The organism is Pirellulales bacterium (assembly GCA_035939775.1).
Taxonomy (GTDB): domain Bacteria; phylum Planctomycetota; class Planctomycetia; order Pirellulales; family DATAWG01; genus DASZFO01.
Genome location: DASZFO010000100.1, coordinates 23,620 through 41,229, shown reverse-complemented (window position 1 = coordinate 41,229; position 17,610 = coordinate 23,620). Strand labels below are relative to the sequence as shown.

Here is a 17,610-nt window from a genome sequence, read left to right as displayed (position 1 = left end):
ACCGGGCGTTTCCTCCCTCCACGACTCAGCGATTTACAGCGTTCCCTTCTTCCACCCATTTATTTTGAGATTGGAAAAAGTCCGATGAGCGACATATTGACCGATCGCACCATCGATTCGCGCAGCGCCACGCGCCGCGAGTTTTTAACGACGTCGTCCATGCTCGCCGCCGGCGGCGCGCTGGCCGGCACGTTGGGCATCGCGCGCTCGGCGCACGCCGCCGGCGACGAGACGATCAAGATCGCCCTGGTCGGTTGCGGCGGCCGCGGAACCGGGGCCTGCCAGCAGGCGCTGAGCACCGCCGGGCCGATCAAGTTAGTCGCGATGGCGGACGCCTTCGCCGATCGACTCGCTCAGAGCTTCAGGCAGTTGAGCAAGAGCCACGCCGAGCGGGTCGATGTGCCCGAGGAGCGGAGATTCGTCGGATTCGACGCCTATCAAAAGGCGCTCGACGCCGGAATCGACGTGGTGCTGCTGGCCACTCCCCCCGGCTTCCGGCCGATCCATTTCGAGGCGGCCGTCCGGGCGGGCAAGCACGTGTTCATGGAAAAGCCGGTCGCGACCGACGCGGTCGGCGTTCGGCGCGTGCTGGCCACAGCCGCCGACGCCAAGGCCAAGGACCTGAAGGTCGGCGTCGGCTTGCAACGGCACCATGACGCGGGCTACATCGAAACCGTCAAGCGGCTGCACGACGGCGCGATCGGCGACATTCTCTCAATGCGCATCTATTGGAACGGTGGTGCAGTCCCGCTGTTCCGGGTCATGCCCCGCGATTCCCTTCGCCGGCAAAGTCCGGAGTTGACGGAAATGGAGTACCAGATGCGCAATTGGTACGACTTCGTCTGGACTTGCGGCGATCACATCGTCGAGCAGCACGTCCACAATATCGACGTGGCCCACTGGGTCAAACGAGCATTGCCGATTCGGGCCAACGGCATGGGGGGCCATCAAGGCGTCAGAAACAAGGACCACGGCGAAATCTACGATCATCACGCCGTTGAATTCGAATACGCCGATGGCTCCCGAGTCTACAGCCAATGCCGCCGGATCAACGACTGCTGGACCAACGTCTCCGAACACGCACACGGGACGAACGGCACGGCGATTGTTTCGGGCACGATCGACGTCAAGGGGAAGCCCACGTGGAAGCACGGTGCCAAGGTCAAGAATGCCTATCAGGTCGAGCACGACGACTTATTCGCCGCCATCCGCCGCAGCGAGCCGTACAACGAGGCCGAATACGGTGCCAACAGCACGATGATGGGCATCCTCGGCCGGATGTGTACCTACTCCGGCCAGGAATTGACCTGGGATTCCGCGATCAGTTCGAAGATCAGCGTCATGCCCAAGGAGTATTCGTTCCAAGCCACGCCCCCGACGCTTCCCGACGCCGACGGCTTTTACGCCTTAGCGATCCCCGGCAAGACGCGAGTTGTGTAATGAGACCGGAGAGTCGGGGACATCCGTCGCGGACGGTTCTTGCATCTCCCTCTCCCTCGACGGGAGAGGGCCGGGGTGAGGGTGTCCGCGGAACAGGATGGGGCCGCCTCCTCCGCCAACGGTTCTTCGATGGGCGCTTAAAAATGTAACTGGGGGATTTTCAATGACTCGATTTTCCATCCGATTCTGTCTGGCACTGGCGGCGGTCTGCGCGGCGATCGGCGCGCCGGTGAGCTCGCATGCCGCCGAGCCCGCTGGCGACCGGCCCATCAGGGCGCTGTTGGTGATCGGCGGCGCGTTCCACGACTTCGCTCACCAGAAAGACATCCTCGTCAACGGCATCTCGGCCCGCGCAAACGTCCGGTGGAAAATCGCCTACGATCCGGCCGGCGATCGAACGCATCCAAACCCGGTCTACGACAATCCGAATTGGGCCGATGGTTTCGACGTGGTGGTGCACGACGAATGCAGCGGCGGAGTGACCGATCTCGGCGTCGTTCGTCGAGCCCTCAAGCCGCACCGCGACGGCCTGCCCGCCGTCGTGCTGCACACCGGAATGCACGCCTTTCGGACCGAAGGCTGGCCGAAGGCCGTCACTCCCTGGTTCGAGTTCACGGGCCTGCAAACCACCGGCCACGGCGCGCAGTTTCCGATCTCAATCCATTTCATCGACCCGAAGAGCCCGATCGTCGGCGGGCTCGAGGATTGGACGACGATTCACGAGGAGTTATACAACAACGCGGTCGGCAAGCTGCTCGACACGGCGCACGCACTGGCCCGCGGAACGCAAATAGTCAAGCAATCCCCACCCAAGAAGAAGGCCGCCGCCAATCCCGATGAAAAAACTCCGGAAGCCGACCAACCCGCCGGCGGCAAGGAAAAAGTCGCCGACAACATCGTCGCCTGGACCAATATCTACAACGAGAAAACCCGCGTCTTCGCGACTACGATCGGCCACAACAACGAAACCGTGTCCGATCCACGCTACCTCGACCTGGTCACCCGCGGCCTGCTGTGGGCCGTCGACAAACTCGACGACGCGCATCTCAAGCCTGCCAAGCAGCCGTACCTGGACAAAGAGCCGACACCGTGATCTGACGAGCGGCCATGGCGATTCTGAGGCGTTCCCGGCTTGCGCCCGGGGAATCCGACGCCGCTCATTTCCCGCGGCCAGATGCCATTTTGCCGCGGATCGGCCGAGGCGGCGCATTTGCATGGATGTAGCTGATCTGGCAATTCGGTAGCGCCTTCTGAAGGCCGGCTATTCCGGCGTCCGTGACATTCGCTCCGTCAAGGCCCAGTGATTGAAGGTTGGTCAATCGTTTGAGATTTTCCAATCCCGCATCGGTAACGTCGGTTCCCGTGAGGTCTAACTCTTGAAGCTGCGTCAACCCTTTGAGGTGCTCTATACCGGCGTCACTGATGTTGCTATCGGCCAAGAGCAGCTTTTGCAACTCAGCCAATCGCTCGAGATGTTCTAGCCCTGCGTCGGTGACGTTGGTTTCAGCAAGCGACAGATGCTTGAGCTGGGTTAAGCCTTTGATGTGCGCAAGCCCATCGTCGGTGAAATTGCACCCATAAAGTGACAGATTTTGGAGCCGGGTCAGCGCTTCGAGATTTGTCAGTCCACGATCGGACACGCTCACTCGTATGAAATAGACCGCACTGACTTCGCTGAATAGATTCTCGCCGAACAGCTTTCGGAGCCAATCTGGTCCAGGGGGAGTGCTATTCGTCCCCTTCTCGTAGTCGTACATCGCGCTGCCGCCAAACTTGACAAGCGTCTCCGCTGCCTCGCGCTCTTTGCGTTTTTGCTCAATTCGTTTTCCCAGCCATCCGCAAAATACGGCGGTAGCGATCACGAAAATCAGCAGCGAGCCTAGGCTGAACTGAAACCAGCGGCGCTTGCGTTTCGGCGGAATGATTTTGGGTGGCTCGGATTCCATGGCGGTATTATCGCGCACTGCGGCTGCTCGAAGCAACAGAATTGGGGCCGCCCTGACGCTGGCCGCCAGACCGTCTCGAAGGTCGTCTGGACGGTCGATCGGCTTCATCGGCGCGGCCGTTTTCGTTCGCGCCAGCGGCTCGCCGGCTGCGGCCTGTATAGCGCGGTCGGGTTACGCGACAAATACAAGTTCTCGTCTTAGCGGCATCGCCCTGCCCTTTATTCCGCCGGGCTTTCCGGCCACAATTCAGACTACCGACGCACGTGCGCCCGTAGCTCAATTGGATAGAGCAGCGGACTTCTAATCCGCAGGTTGCAGGTTCGATTCCTGCCGGGCGTATTGACTTGCTACGACGCTTGGTCGCCGACCTACCATAAACCTACCATGAGGCCATCGATTCTCCGGCCCGGAGTTGTCGGGGCTCAATCTACGTCGTCGTCGGGCATTGTCGTCAGTCGGTCAGGCTGAACTGAAACCAGCGGCGATTGCGCTTCGGCGGGTCAGTTTTGGGCGTCTCGTTTTGCAGCCGCATTATCCCCGTCCGCGTGCAGCCGGAGAAAGAGATACGCGGGGCCGGAAATCCCAGGGGGCGGGATGCTGGCCGCTTGATCGGCGGCTGAGCTACAATGCAATCAGCTTGTTGGCGCCCGGAAGAGCCACTGGCCGCCCTATTTCCTCGGATTGGAAAGAGTATTGACGGATCACTTCGAGAAGTGACACTACGTTTGCGGAGATTCTGATGAGTAAGTTCCTTCTGACTCTCGCGGCTCTCCTGCTGTTTTCCAATTCGGCCGCATGGCCAGCTCGCGCGGCGCAGAATGAGCCGCTGAAGGTCGTCATGTTCGTCGGCGGCGGCTACCACGACTACAAGCAGATGCCGCGGGTGTTGGCGAAAAAAATCGAGGAACTGGCCAACGTCAAAATCGACGTCAAACCGGTCGCCACGGCCGAGGAAATGGCCGATATCTTCAAAAACCCAAAATTCGCTAATGGCTACGACGCGGTAATCTACGACATCTGCTTCGGCGAGAAGTGGAAGGACGGCGACTACGACGGTGCGCTCGAGGCGGCCGAGGCGGGCAAGCCGGCCGTGTTCATTCACTGTTCGGCACACACCTACCGGCCTCCCCGCGACCCAAAAGCGCCGGACCTGAAGCAGCGCGAGGCGATCGCTGACGCCAAGTGGCACGCGCTGGTTGGCATGGACACTCGGGTCCACGATCCATACAGGTCGTTCTCCACCGAAAAGGCGGCCGGCGAAAGGGATCAGCCGATCCTCAAGAATTTCCCCGATGACTGGAAGACGGCTGGCGACGAGCTGTACAACACGGTGAAGTTGATGGCCACCGCCGAGCCGCTGCTGACCGCCAAGAGCCCGTCCAGCGGCAAGACGCACATCGTCGCCTGGGTCAACCACTACGGCAAGGCGCGCGTCTTCGGCACCACACTCGGCCACGATATGAAAACCGGGGCCGACCCGGATTACCAACGGCTGCTTGCCTTCGGACTGCTCTGGGCTTGCGATAAGCTTGGAACAGACGGGCATCCATTGCCAGGTTGCGGCGGACTCGCGCAGGCCGACGACCATCGCACCATCGCTACCGCGCCGGAAAAGGCCGTGCCCCGCGTGGACGTGTCAGCCGCCGCGCTCGTCTTGCCCGGAAAGGGATTGGCCGAGCACGACTTCTTTTACGCGGGCGAATCGAAACAACGCAAGATGTTCATCGTGAAGAAGGGTCAGATCGTCTGGACCTACGACGATCCCGATGGCAAGGGCGAAATCAGCGACGCCGTTCTGCTTTCAAACGGCGATGTGGTTCTCGCTCACCAATTCGCGGTGAAGAAGATCTCTCCGGAGAAGAAAGTGCTTTGGAACTACGATGCTCCGCAGGGGTGCGAGATCCACACGGCCCAGCCCATTGGCAGGGATCACGTCGTCTTTCTTCAAAATGGCAACCCGGCCCTGGTCAAAGTGGTCAACATCAACACGAAGGAGACCGTAAAGGAATTCCCGATTCCCGTGAAGAATGCAAAGAGCGTCCATGGCCAGTTCCGTCACGCCCGGCTCACGGCTGCGGGCACGCTCATGGTTGGGCACATGGACCTCGGCAAGGTCTCCGAATATGACGCGACGGGGAAGGAATTGTGGTCCATTCCAGCCGAAGGTGTTTGGGGAGTGACGCCTCTGAAAAACGGAAACGTCTTGCTCGTCGATCGCTCCGGCGTTCGCGAAGTGAGCAGGAAGAACGAGACGGTGTGGAAAGTCTCGCGCGCGGACCTGGCGGAATACAAGCCGCTGAGCCTGCAGCTCGCGTGGCGGCTGTCAAACGGAAACACGCTCATCAACAACTGGGTTAACCAATGGAACGGTCCGGTTGATAAAACCGCCGCGCCCATACAGGCGCTCGTACTGACTCCCGATAAGAAGGTCGTATGGGCATTGCGTTCCTGGTCCGATCCCGATCTCGGTCCCGCCACCACGCTACAAATCCTCGATGAACACGACGTTCCCGAAGACGTGATCTTCGGAGATCTCAAATAGCGCGGATGGCAGCGAGCCGCGTTCATTCGTCCGGCTGGCCGTACCCCCATAACCACCTCCTCCGCCGCTGTCGGCTGCCGCGCGCGGCCGCGTAGCCGCGACGGGAGCTGGCGCGATGGCCCCGGCGATAGAGCCTATCCCCGAGGCTGGCAAAAACGCTGTGCGAGAATAGCGGACGATGATCGGGGCGGAATTCAGTAGGCGGCGCCAATTGTTGACATGGGACGACCTTTATTGCCGTCGGCGCCATCCGTTTCGCCTCTTGGATTGATCTTTGCTCGAAGATCGTCGATTTGTCGCTGCTGCATCTCCATGACTTCTACAAGTTTGTCGATTAGGGGCATGCCAACAGGACCGGTCGATGTGAATCTCACCATGTGACCTGCCTTGCCCTTTTCGGTGAGAGCTTTGCGATACGACACTATCTCTCTCCTCAATTCGTCGATAGTCATCTTGCGGACCTTTCGTTTTCGCGACGGGACACCCTAGACAATTTGCCCAGCACGCCTCCGGGTTGTTACGTGGAATCCCATTGGCTAGGCAACAGGCTTTGCCAATTGGAGCCTATCCGAGAACCGCCTGGGCAAAGGGGACAGTCCCCGTTTTGCTCCGAGGACTGCGCAAATGGTGGACAGTCCCCGGCGGTTCTCGGATAGGCTCTTAAAGCCTAGGCCATCCTCGCCAGCAATCAAACTCTCAATTGTCCAGCCGTGATGCATCCTGGAACGGCTGCGATACCGCGCGGGTGTCCGCAAACTGAAAAGGCGTTAGATCCCGTCGCGGCCGGCATGGCGTCTTTGGGCGATCCTCCGGCCAAGCACACACGATAGGCCGATCAACATCAGCAGCAGCGTCGTGGTTTCGGGGACCGCGGTGTTGCCGCCGAGAGTGCCGCCGCCGGGAGTCCTGCCGAGCAGTGCCGAATCGCCCAATGTTGATCCGTCGCTGACCACCAAGTTCGAGGAAGTAAGCGATCCAACAGCGAACGGATCGCTGGGTTCAATCGAGCTGGCGAGCGCGAAGCCATTCGACTCGGCCAGCGGATTGCCGCCGGAGTCTGACGCGTCAATCGTCACGAGGGCCGGGGATCCGGCCGTGCCGCCGATGATCAGCGAATTCTGAATGATGTGGTCGGCCGTGAGATCGCTGCCCGCGCTGACCTGCGTGTTGCCCGCGCCGCCGATGCCGCCGACTTGCTGATTGCCGGCGGAGATCAACAGGCCGGCCGCGGCGTTGCTGTTGTTGGTGATTGCGACCCGATTGGGCGGTGTCGCCGTGCCCAAGGCCGAGACCGAACCAGCCAATTCCAAGACACCGCTGCCGGTGATGTTGGCCGTTACGCCGGTTCCGACGCTGGCCGAACCAGAACTGACGTTGAGCTTGAGCGTTCCGCCGCTGACGTTCAGGGTTGTGTTGTTGCCGAGCACCGGCGCGGCGGTGAGAATCTCAGCGCCGCTGCCGGACTTCGCCAGCGCGGCCCCGGCGCCGGGTGCGCCGCCCGACGCCAGGGCGAGTAATCCGCCGTAGCTGACACTTCCGGGCGGTTCGTTGATCCCAAGGGTCGTGCCTGACGCGACATTCACTCTCGCCGAGCCGCCACCCGACACGGCGCCTGCCAGGCTGGCCAGCGTTTGATTGTTGTTCAGATTCACTACCGACGAGACGCTGGCGCCATTGACGATCAGCGGACCGCCGCCCAGCGCACCGGTCGCGGTGACGGTGAGCACGCCGGCGTTGACCGTCGTGGATCCCGAGTAGGAACTCGTGCGGTCGAGGATGAGCGTGCCGGCGCCCGTTTTCGTCAGAGTGTGGCTTCCGCCGATCTCAGTCAGCGCGACGCCGGCGCCGCCGATAGTCAGCGTCAGGCTGCTGCTGGCGGCGATGTTGAATGTCGTGCTATCGGCGAGCGTGAGATTCGTGTAGATCGTCGGATTGTTGTTGGAATTGCTAACCGTGACCGTCGCGCCGAAGCCGCTGCCATTCAGCGTCAAGCCGGTGGCGGCGCCGCCATAGCTGAGGTCGAACGTCGTCGCCTGATTGTTGTTGAACTCCAGGGCGCCAACGGTGTAGTTGCCGTCGATCGTGACGTTCGCCGCCACCACGGGAGGACTGCCGATATTGTTCGTCGTTCCGTTGCCGAAAGCGGCGGTTTGGCCCGCCGCATTGGGAAGAATACTTTGGTCCCATTTCGAGTTGTCGCCGTAATTGCCGTTGCCGGCGAAATTCCAAGCGGAAGATTCGGAGGCAATCAGGTCGAGTTGATTGCTCAGCAGGCTGAGTGAGTAACGGAAACCCGCGGGCTGCGCGCCGAGGGTGAAGCCGGCGAGCGATGGCGCCGTGCCGGTGAACGCGTACAGATCGTACGTGCCCGGTTGCGGAGATCCGGAGAGATTGATCGTGTGGAGGCCGCTCGCCGGGCCGGTCAAGCTACCGCCGGTGATGTTGACCATCGCTTGGGTAACATCACTCGATCCGTTGGGGGCGGCGAGCGTGAAGGTCGAGATCGAGCCGCCCGCGAGCGCCAGTCCGCCTGCCAAATGGAGCGTTGCGCCGGTTGCGCCGGCAATCGTGCCCCCCGTGCCGGCGGCGCCAGGGCCGTTGACCGTGACCGCGCCGTTGATTGTGCCGGTGCCCGTCAGCGTCGCGGCGTGGCCAGCCGATTGATCGCCGATAGTCACGGCGCCTCCGGCGAGCGAGCCGGCGATGCGGAGCGTGCCGTTACTAACCGCGGTCGGGCCAGTGTACGCGTTCGCGCCGGCGAGAGTGAAAATGCCGGCGCCGATCTTCGTCAGGGCGCCGCCGGTTCCGGAAATGACGCCCGAAAAAGTCGTGTTCGTATTGTCGTTGCCCGTGGTGAGCGTGGCATTGCCCAACAGCACCTGATGCCCGGTCGGGCTCCCCGGGGCGTCGGCGAGCGAGCCAATCGTCATGCTCGCGCCGGTAATATCGAGCGTCGAGTTGCTCGACATGACGACGGGCGTGGTGGGTGGCAAGACCGGTACACTGGTGACGAGCAGCGAACCGTTGCCCGGATCAGTTAAGGCGACATAGTTGGCCGCAACCTGCTGCCCGCGCCCTTGCGTATCGACGCCGAGGCCAAGCCCATTGTTAAACCAGCCTTGGTTCGACGGGCCAACGGCACCGCCAACTTGTCCGAGCCGCAGCTCGAACGTATGGAGACCGGGAGTGAGCGTGTAGTTCGCCAGAGTTGGGACGGTCGGCTGGTTGTCGTTCAGCACGACATTGCCATCGATCTGCAACAGCACGTTGTCGTCGAAATTCTCGGCGAACGTCCAGGTAACATTTCCGTTGCTGTTGTTTTTGAGGTAGCCGGTGTAAGCGAACGTGGTATTGTCCTGCCAGGCGCCTGCGGTGGCCGGATAGGTGTTGCCGTTGCTGTTGTCGGCGATGTTCGCATAGCGGGTGGTCGTTTGGATCGACGTTTGCGGATTGAGCGTGTACGTGTTGAAAGCACCATTGACGCGGCCCTCGAACAGGCCGGGCTGGGACGCCGCGCCAGGAAGGACCTGCAGAGTGCCGGCAGTGATCTTGGTGGGGCCGGTATAAAGATTGCCGCCAGTGAGGGTGAGCGTGCCTGCGCCCGCCTTGGTCAGGCCGCCGTCGAGCGACGGGCCGAGGGCGACATCGTGGACCAGTGGTTGCGCCACCGTGATGTTGAATCCGCTGGTATCGATGATTGCCCCGCCGGCCTGCACTTTGGCCCCAGTGAGAGTTTGCAGGAACGTGGTCGAGCTGCCGGTGGGCATGAGGGTGCCGCCGTTGAACAAGAAGAATCCGCCGCCGCCGGCGTTGTTCGTCTGACCGCCGTTCACGAAGATTTGCGAGGTGGACACCGTGCCTCCGCTGAGCGCGTAAGTGCCGAAGCCACCGTTGCCAGAAAGCTGAATGCCGTTGCCGCCGAACGACGCCGTGCCGCCGGTCTGATTGAATAATCCATAGCCATTCCATCCGACCAGTAATCCCGATTGAATGCCGGTGCCGCTGGTCGAGAGCGTTCCACCGGAGAGATTGTAGGTGTCCGGCTGGGCGGCGGTGGAGTTGCCGATGTGGTCGGCAACGCTGATATCCATCGGCACGACGTTGCTGCCGCCCGATTGGTTGAAGGTCGCCAGTCCGTCGTTGCCGACGATTTCGCGGGCGGAGGGAAGGAGCGTTCCGCCGGCGAGGTTATACGTGCCATTGGACCCGGCAGTCATGCCCAGATAAAGCCACGAGCCGTTATCGATCGTGACCGTGCCGCTGTTTTGAGTCATGTTGGCCGTGCCGCCGGTGTCGCCAACATGGGCATCACCGGCGATATCGAGCGTGTGGCCGTTGTCGACGAGCGCGGCGCCGGACGACAGGATGTAGCGCCCGGCGAGCAGCGTGTCGTTCTGAGTCACATCGAGCACGCTCGGATTGGACGTGGCCGATTGAATCAAGTCGCCGAAATTGTACTCGCCGATTTGCAGCGTGCCGCCGGTGAAATTGAACTGATGCGCAGCGACTCCGGCGGCACCCTGGAAGACCTGCGAAACGGTCAATGTCCCGCCGGACAAATTGTAGATTCCTTGGCCGGTTCCGTTGTTGCCGCCGAACTGAATGCCGTTGCCGTTGGCGGTCACGGCGCCGCCCGTCTGATTGACCGTGCCGTAACCGCTCCATCCCAAAAGGAAACCGTTGCCGGTGGTGATCGTTCCCGCGCCGATGTTATAAGCGTCGGGGGTGGCCGCCGTGCTGCTGCCAAGATGGTCGCCGACACTGATGTCTTGACCGATGTTCACGGATGTCGTCGCGCCGGTTTGCGTCACCGTGCCGAATCCGTCCTCGCCGACGATCATTCGATTGTTGACGTTGAGCGAGCCTCCCGAAATCGTGTACGAGCCGTGCGAGCCGGCATTGGTGCCGATATATAGCCAAGTGTTGCCGTTTCCCGTCACGGTCACGGCGCCGCCCTGTTGCACGAAAGCGCCGGTCCCGCCGAGTCCGACGTCCATTTGAGCGCCGACCGTGAGGCTGCCGTTGCGGATGGTGTACAAACCGTTCGAGTTCGCGATCGGGCCGACATGGAAACCGTTGTTGGTCGCGACTTTGCCGTTGTTCTGCGTGTAGACGGCCTGTGTCTGCAAGCTGGTTCCTTGACGCCCGACCGCTCCAATATCCATTTCGTTGGCCACCACACTGGTTGCGGCGCCGGTTTGCGAGACCGCTCCGCTGGCGGCGGCCGTGCCGTCTCCCCAGCGACCGACGACCAACGTGCCCCCCGCGACGCTCACGCTGCCGGTCCCACTCAAATTGAAAACGCCTGTCCCATAGTCGCCGACGTCGAAAACATCGCCGCTGGTGACATTGACCGAACCGCCGGAGAGATTGAACGTGCCCGTCGTGCCTGCCAGATCGCCGACGATAAACCAATTCGAAGCGGCAATGCTCCCGGCACTCATGTTAAGAGTGCCATTGCCGCCGACGGGCCCCCCTTGATCCGTCGTGCCGCCGACGTAGATCGCCGTAACCGTCGGATTAGCAAGATTGCCGGTGATGTTCGCGGCCTCGCCGTTCCCGATATACGAATTGTCTGCTGGGCCGGGCAGATGACCGCCGGTCCAATTCGCCGGCGTATTCCAATTGCCGCTGGAGACCGACCAGACGATATCGGCGGCGGCGCCGATCCGGCCCAGTGCGAGAACTGCCGCGGCGCTGAGAACCAGCCGAACCACGGCCGCTTGAAGAGAGCGACTGCGCGGCCACCCAAGCGCGCGACCTCGCCGCTGGAAACACGGAGACCGGCTCGCTCGAGAAATGGGTTGACTCACGTGGTCTTTACACCGGAGGGAATTCTGAAACCATTAAATCTCGTCTCGTCCGCGCGAAGAGCCTATCCAAAAACCGCCTGGGCAAAGGGGACAGTCCCCGTTTTGCTCCGCCGACCATCGCTGCGATGGTGCCCGCGCAAAAGGGGGACAGTCCCCGGCGGCATTCGGATAGGCTCGAAGTCATTTCACTCGTCTGCCGGACGGAGATCGTTTTGTGGTGGAGAGGAGACCGCCATAATCGAATTCCGCGAACAGCGAGTCGTGGGCGAGCAACCAGCCGCCATGATGCGCCGCCGACGAAAGCGACAGCGAGTCGAGCGACGTCACGCTATCTAGAATCGACGACAATCTCGTCGCGGGGTTGCCCGATTTGGCCTCAAAGCCTTCCAACAAGAGATCGTGCACAACGGCATTCGCGGGCTGTGCGGCGGGAATGACGGATGGCGACGGGGCGGCCCTGACGGTCGCGGTCGCTGCGGCGACCATCGGGCTTGTGGTGATCGGGGCGCTCGCGAGTGAAATCGTTTTCGGCGGTCCGCTCGTCGAGAAAGTCGTCGTCGGAGCGTTCGTCTCGGCCGCGGACGGTGCCGCGACGACCATCGGCGACCTCGCGACCGCAGAGGCAACCGCGGAACCGCTAGTCGCTGGCGCATCACCTCCGCCACCCCCTTGCCCCGGAGGAGTCGGATCGGTCGCGGGCAACTGCGTGAGCAGCGCGCTCTGCACGGCGAGCAAATCCAATCCCGTGATCGCTCCCTTGCCTGACGTGTCGTAAAGCGAGACATAGCTCGGCGAGGACGGGAATTGAAGGAAATGCTGGCGAACATCGCCGCCGTCCACGCCGGTGACGACGCCATTCTGATCGACGTCGCCGGGGAGAATGTTGAAGCGGAAGTCGAAGTCGCCCCCCGCCGTGCCGTTACCCGAAGGATAGCTGCTCGTCGAAGTGGTCCATTCGCCGTCGAGCGCGGCGCCCAGGCCGTTGGTCACTGCGGCTGAAGGAATGCTGATCAAATACTTATCGAGCGGCAGCGCGGAAGAATAAATCCAAGTGGCGGCCCGGGTGGCGCTCGAATAGCTGAACGAAGCCGCGCTCAAGGCGGGCGGCGAAGGCAGATCGGGCGAACCGACTAACGCCAGCCCGGCTTGCGCCGAATTGATCGTCACATCCTCCGTGAACTGCACGGTAATAATGTTGATATTCGTCCAGGGAAGAGAGCCAAGCTGGTTTGCGCCGGCCTGAACCCGATAGCCCAACTGGGCATCTCCCTGGCCGCTCGAGGCCAAGTAGTTCAAGAAATTCTGCTGCCAGGCGCTGCCGCTGACGTAAACGGCCGTGACCTGCGGCGGAGCATGTGTAATGACGAACGTCATGCTCGCGTTCGATGCCGCGATATTCCCGGCCGCATCGATTACGCCGGAGCCAGCGGCGGTGAACGTGAGCGTGTAACTGCCGACCGGCGTCGTGAGCGATGAAAGGTTATTGAGCGTGAACGTCGTGTTGTCGCTGGTTGTGAGCGTTTGCGAGGGAGTAAGCAGGTTCGAGCCGCCGCTATACGATAGCGACAGTGAAGATCGCGTGAAGCCGGATACTGCCTCATTGAATGCGATTTGCAGCGAACCAATCGGCACGACGCTGGGATTGGGGATCGGCGAGACGATCGTGGCTACCGGGGCAAGATACGTGGCGTGCACTTCGCTCGACCGCGCGCTTTCGCCGCCGGCGCCGACCGCCGTCACTTGATAGTAATACGTCGCGCCGATCGCGACGTTCGCGTCGGAATACGAGTTGGTCGAGATTCCGGTTGCCAGCGCCGTGGCGTTTTCGCCGCCGGTGGATGTGCCGCGGTAGACGTTGTAAGTGACCGCGCCGCTCGCCGCCGTCCAATTCAATTGGATGTGGCCGCTAGCGGAAACCGCCGCCGGATTGGTCGGAGCATCGGTCAGCAGCGTGACCTCGATCGACGCCGGACCCGAATAGCCGCCGATATTGTACGCATTGACGTCGTAGTCGTGGAGCGAGCCGGGGGGCAAGCCGATGTCAGTGTAGGAAGTGGCGGTGGCCGGAAGGGTCGCGATCAGAGAATAGAGGCTCGTGGTCGTGTCGCGGCGATAGATTCGGATCCCGGTCTGGTTGTCCGTCGGCGAAATGTTCCAGGCCAGGCCGACCGTGCTCGAGGTCAACTGCGTCAGGTGAAGATTGGTGGGCGGGGTGGGCACGGTCGGCACGGACACCGTCGCCAGGTTGGAATCCGCGGAATTTCCCACGGTGTTCGACGCGACCACCTCATACGAATAGGTTTTCCCGTTCAGGAGCTGCGGGTCGATGTAACTGGTCGCTTTGGCCGGTGCCGAACCGATCACGTTGTACGTGCTGCTGTTGGGGTCTTCGCGAAGAATCAGGAAGGCGCTTTCGTTGGACGAGTTGTCCGTCCAGGTGAGGTTCACCTGGCTGCCGCTGGCAATCTGCGCGGCGAGGTTGCTGGGGGCAGCCGGCAGGCCGTTGACCAGGCGGGCGCCGGCCCAATCGGCATGGTCGCTGCCAGCGCCAGATGCACCGTCGGTAACGCGCAAGTCGAGCGAATTGACATTGGCGACGTTCACCACGATATGCCCGATCGTGCCACCGCCGGTGAGAGTCCCACTGTCGTACAAGAGATGGCCGTCGCCATAGACCTGAAAATCGGCCGCGCCGCTGTTGCCCACCTCGGCGTCGATCCCAATGTCGGAGATAAAATTGGTGTATTGACCGTTGAGGGCGTAAACGACGTCGGAATTCGCGCGAACTCCCAGGCCCTTGGCATAGGCGATGCCTCCCAGCATGATCGAATTGCCATTTTGGCTTTTGTCCTTCTGCACGGAAAGCGATCCACCGTCGGTCGCGGACGTCCAACTCAGATCGCTTGCGTAAGTCTGCGGCGGCGCGACCAGCACGTTGTTGAACGTGGCGGTGCTAAGCGCTCCGTCATTGTTGCTGGTGACGGCCAGGCCGACGAACACGGACGACGCCATGCTGATCGTCGTCGAACCGAGTTGCGTGAAACTTTGCCCGTTGGCCGAAGCATATCCGGTAATCACATTGCCAGAGCGCACCAGCATGACCCATTCGGGCGCGGACCCGCTAATGCTTCCGACGGTAGCGGCGGCTGCGCCGGTCGTTGTGCGGTCCTGAAACAGCACTCCGTCGGCCGGAGTGGTCACCACGTCGGCGAAGGCTGAATTGCCGTTGAGCGTGGCGCGGATCATCACGCCCGCCTTGGCCCCGCCGCTGGTGTTTGCTTGCGTGAGGATCTGGGCGATGATCGTGCCATCGCCATTGAGCGGCTGATAGATGTAGTGGAAGTTGTCGCTGGCGTTGAAGATGTCGTTGCCGGAGCCGGACACTGTGTAGGTGTTGTTGGCGAAGCTGGCGCCGCCAGTTGCGCCGGGTGCGCCGACATCGGAATCGGCCCAAAGCCCCACGATGCCAAACAAAGTCGTGGTGCTGGTGATGTTCGAGTATGCCGAATTGCCGATCTTATTGATGGCGCGAATGCGATAATAGTATTTCGTGTCCGGTTGCAGACCGTTCGAATCGATGAATGCCGTCGCGCCGGCGTCCCCCAGTCCGACTTGAGCGAAATTGACGCCGTCGGTCGAGCGTTCGACGTCGAAACCGGATTCGTTCGTCGAGTTTCGCGTCCAAGTCAACTGGACTTGCGAAGCGCTCAAGGCGCTGGCGGCCAGATTCGTCGGGGCCGCGGGGGCCTGCGTCACGGCCGTCAATTCGCCGAAGACCACGAGCGCGTTGCCGGTCCCCACGAAGACCTCTCCGTTGTCAACGATCGGCACGCTGAACTTGATGACGCCGTTGCCGCTAATCGAGTCGCGGGCGCTGTTTTGGTTGCTCGTATAAAGTTCCGTGCTCACGTTGGCAGCGCTATAGGCCCGCAGTTGACCGCTGTTCTTTTCCACCTCCCAAACGATTCCGTTGGACGTGCCGTTGGCCGAGATGAATCCCGTGGCGCCGGGAAAATTGTATGTGTCTGGGCCGGTGTGCACCACGCTCGTGGAAAATGCGGCGTTGCTGATCGACCATTGCTGCAAAGCGCCGCCGTAGTAAGTACCATAGAAATTCGCGGTCGTTCCGCCGGCGTTGGTTAGAAACAGCGTCGGCGAACTCCAGAAACCGCCGGCGTCGGTGAACTCTTGAACCACGAGGTCGGTGCTCGAGTTGTACTTGCCCATGTTGTCTCGGTCGATCAAATAGATCACGCCCGATTTGCCGCGGGCGAGCAGCAAGTGGGGATGCGCGGCATCGCCCAGGGAATTCGGCAGAATCACCAGGCCGGACGAGGCCATATCAGTGTCGTTATTGTCGAGAGTCTGCTGATTCGACGGCGCGAAATAATCCGACACCTTGAGGCCCCAACCGTTTTGGCCGGGACTGGCGGGCGTCGTCGTCGGATCCACCACGAGTTTCACCACGGCATCGCCGTAATCGCCGTCGACCGGAAACCCGTTGGAGTTTAGGGCCGGAGTGGGATTGGTTCCATTCAACGTGACGCCGGCGAACCCACCGTTGCCGGTCTCGAAATACAAGGCCCCACTGGAACCGATCTCGATTCGTCCGCCGCTTTGCCAGATGCCGCCCTCCTGATCGCCTGGAGTAGTGCAGAAAACCCCGTTGAGCTGCAAATTGTTGGCATTAAAGGCGACGACCCAGCCGTGGTACGGATTATTGTCGCCGTGCGAGGCGAAGCCGATGTAAATCTGGCCGCTGTAGAGCGTCAAGCCGGTCCGATCCATCGCCCGGAGCGTGTTGAACTTGATGACGCCCCCCGATTGTCCGATGGCCGACGGCGTGGTCGCGGCGACCGAAATCGAAGTCGTGTTGGTGTAGTTTCCGCCGCTGTAGACGGTGTCGGCAAACTGCATCACCCCTCCGCCCATCGACGTCTGCAAGCGCCCGTTCTCGATGTCGATCGCATACAACTGATACACGTAGTCGGGAGCGCTCGTGTTGCCGTTGACGACGTCCTTGGTCTTCGCGGTCAAGTAGATCGTTCCCGTCGATGGGTCGATCACTGGGGTGGCGATGACTCCGACCTCGGGATTGATGTCGGTCGAGTTAACGTCGGCGCTGGGGACCGATGTGACGACGGTGCTGGCGTTGATGTTTGGATTGACGTCGAGCACGCCGGCATTGGTGTTATTGATAAAGCTCGTGTGCCAAAGCACCGCGCCATTGCCGGCGTCAAAGGCGTAGAGGCTGTCGTGCGCCGTGGCGACGAACACGACGTTGTGAACGCCTTGATTGGCCCCCGTCGTAATGTTGACGTTGGCCATGAAGAGCGGCTGGGCAAAAACCTGCCCATCGACGCTCGAGCTGAACAGCTTGCCAAATTGGCTGGCATTGACGTCCGCCGGGGTGAGCGCCGTTTCGTTGGTGTTCGCCCCCGTGCCGGCCAAGTCGTTAAGATAGGTGAGGATGTTGGTGGCGGACAACATCCAGCGCCCTTCGAGACGTTCGGGCGCGAGCCTGCGGGACTTGCTCCTTGAAGATCGATGCCGCCGCGAGCCGCGCTTCCATGTTCGTGCCAAGGTAACTCTCCTTGAATGAGCCGCTAACTATCTGGCGCGCGAAAAAGGGGCGCGCGATGAAACCGATTGAAACGAGCGCGGTGCAACCCGCCGACAATGAGCCAGCCTTGAATCGCTGCCGATAAGCCGCCGCCTCGGATTCCAGCGGAAGGCCGGCTCGCCCGAGAACGGGAGGTCGACGATTTCTTGACGATGCCATGCGGGCCCTGGACCGAGGCACTCGCCAATTGCCACCGTCTGTTAGATTGACCCGTTCGCCGGTCAAAGTCAATCGCCGGGCTTCGCA

7 protein-coding genes and 1 tRNA gene are annotated in these 17,610 nt (G+C 61.5%); 4 read left to right on the top strand and 4 right to left on the bottom strand.

Annotated elements, in window-relative coordinates; genetic code table 11:
• Positions 1-84: 84 nt before the first annotated feature.
• Complete coding sequence (locus tag VGY55_06070) at positions 85-1,440, top strand: Gfo/Idh/MocA family oxidoreductase (protein ID HEV2969539.1); 1,356 nt, start codon at positions 85-87, stop codon at positions 1,438-1,440.
• Positions 1,441-1,603: 163 nt separating this feature from the next.
• Positions 1,604-2,533 (top strand): ThuA domain-containing protein, encoded by a 930-nt coding sequence (locus VGY55_06065; GenBank protein ID HEV2969538.1) that lies wholly within the window; start codon positions 1,604-1,606, stop codon positions 2,531-2,533.
• Between the two features lie 64 nt (positions 2,534-2,597).
• On the opposite strand, the gene VGY55_06060 is transcribed toward VGY55_06065, so the two are convergent.
• Positions 2,598-3,386 (bottom strand): hypothetical protein, encoded by a 789-nt coding sequence (locus VGY55_06060; GenBank protein HEV2969537.1) that lies wholly within the window; start codon positions 3,384-3,386, stop codon positions 2,598-2,600.
• Positions 3,387-3,651: 265 nt separating this feature from the next.
• Here VGY55_06060 and VGY55_06055 point away from each other — a divergent pair.
• Together VGY55_06055 and VGY55_06050 are read left to right on the top strand one after the other, a co-directional pair.
• Positions 3,652-3,725: transfer RNA gene (locus VGY55_06055), tRNA-Arg, on the top strand.
• Positions 3,726-4,125: 400 nt separating this feature from the next.
• Positions 4,126-5,928, top strand: coding sequence for a ThuA domain-containing protein (locus tag VGY55_06050; protein HEV2969536.1), 1,803 nt, complete (start codon positions 4,126-4,128; stop codon positions 5,926-5,928).
• 194 nt (positions 5,929-6,122) lie between these two features.
• On the opposite strand, the gene VGY55_06045 is transcribed toward VGY55_06050, so the two are convergent.
• From VGY55_06045 to VGY55_06035, 3 genes are all read right to left on the bottom strand, one after another.
• A complete protein-coding gene (locus VGY55_06045) occupies positions 6,123-6,380 on the bottom strand; it encodes a hypothetical protein (GenBank protein HEV2969535.1) in 258 nt (85 codons plus the stop codon).
• Between the two features lie 315 nt (positions 6,381-6,695).
• On the bottom strand, positions 6,696-11,645 hold the full coding sequence (locus tag VGY55_06040; protein HEV2969534.1) for an autotransporter-associated beta strand repeat-containing protein: 4,950 nt from the start codon (positions 11,643-11,645) through the stop codon (positions 6,696-6,698).
• 276 nt (positions 11,646-11,921) lie between these two features.
• Positions 11,922-17,324 (bottom strand): NPCBM/NEW2 domain-containing protein, encoded by a 5,403-nt coding sequence (locus VGY55_06035; protein HEV2969533.1) that lies wholly within the window; start codon positions 17,322-17,324, stop codon positions 11,922-11,924.
• Positions 17,325-17,610: the final 286 nt, after the last annotated feature.

What these genes read in the sequence shown, in the direction of transcription:
- VGY55_06070 (HEV2969539.1), top strand. Translation starts at nt 85, where the DNA reads ATGAGCGACATATTGACCGATCGCACCATCGATTCGCGCAGCGCCACG.
- VGY55_06065 (HEV2969538.1), top strand. Translation starts at nt 1,604, where the DNA reads ATGACTCGATTTTCCATCCGATTCTGTCTGGCACTGGCGGCGGTCTGC.
- VGY55_06060 (HEV2969537.1), bottom strand. Translation starts at nt 3,386, where the DNA reads ATGGAATCCGAGCCACCCAAAATCATTCCGCCGAAACGCAAGCGCCGC.
- VGY55_06050 (HEV2969536.1), top strand. Translation starts at nt 4,126, where the DNA reads ATGAGTAAGTTCCTTCTGACTCTCGCGGCTCTCCTGCTGTTTTCCAAT.
- VGY55_06045 (HEV2969535.1), bottom strand. Translation starts at nt 6,380, where the DNA reads ATGACTATCGACGAATTGAGGAGAGAGATAGTGTCGTATCGCAAAGCT.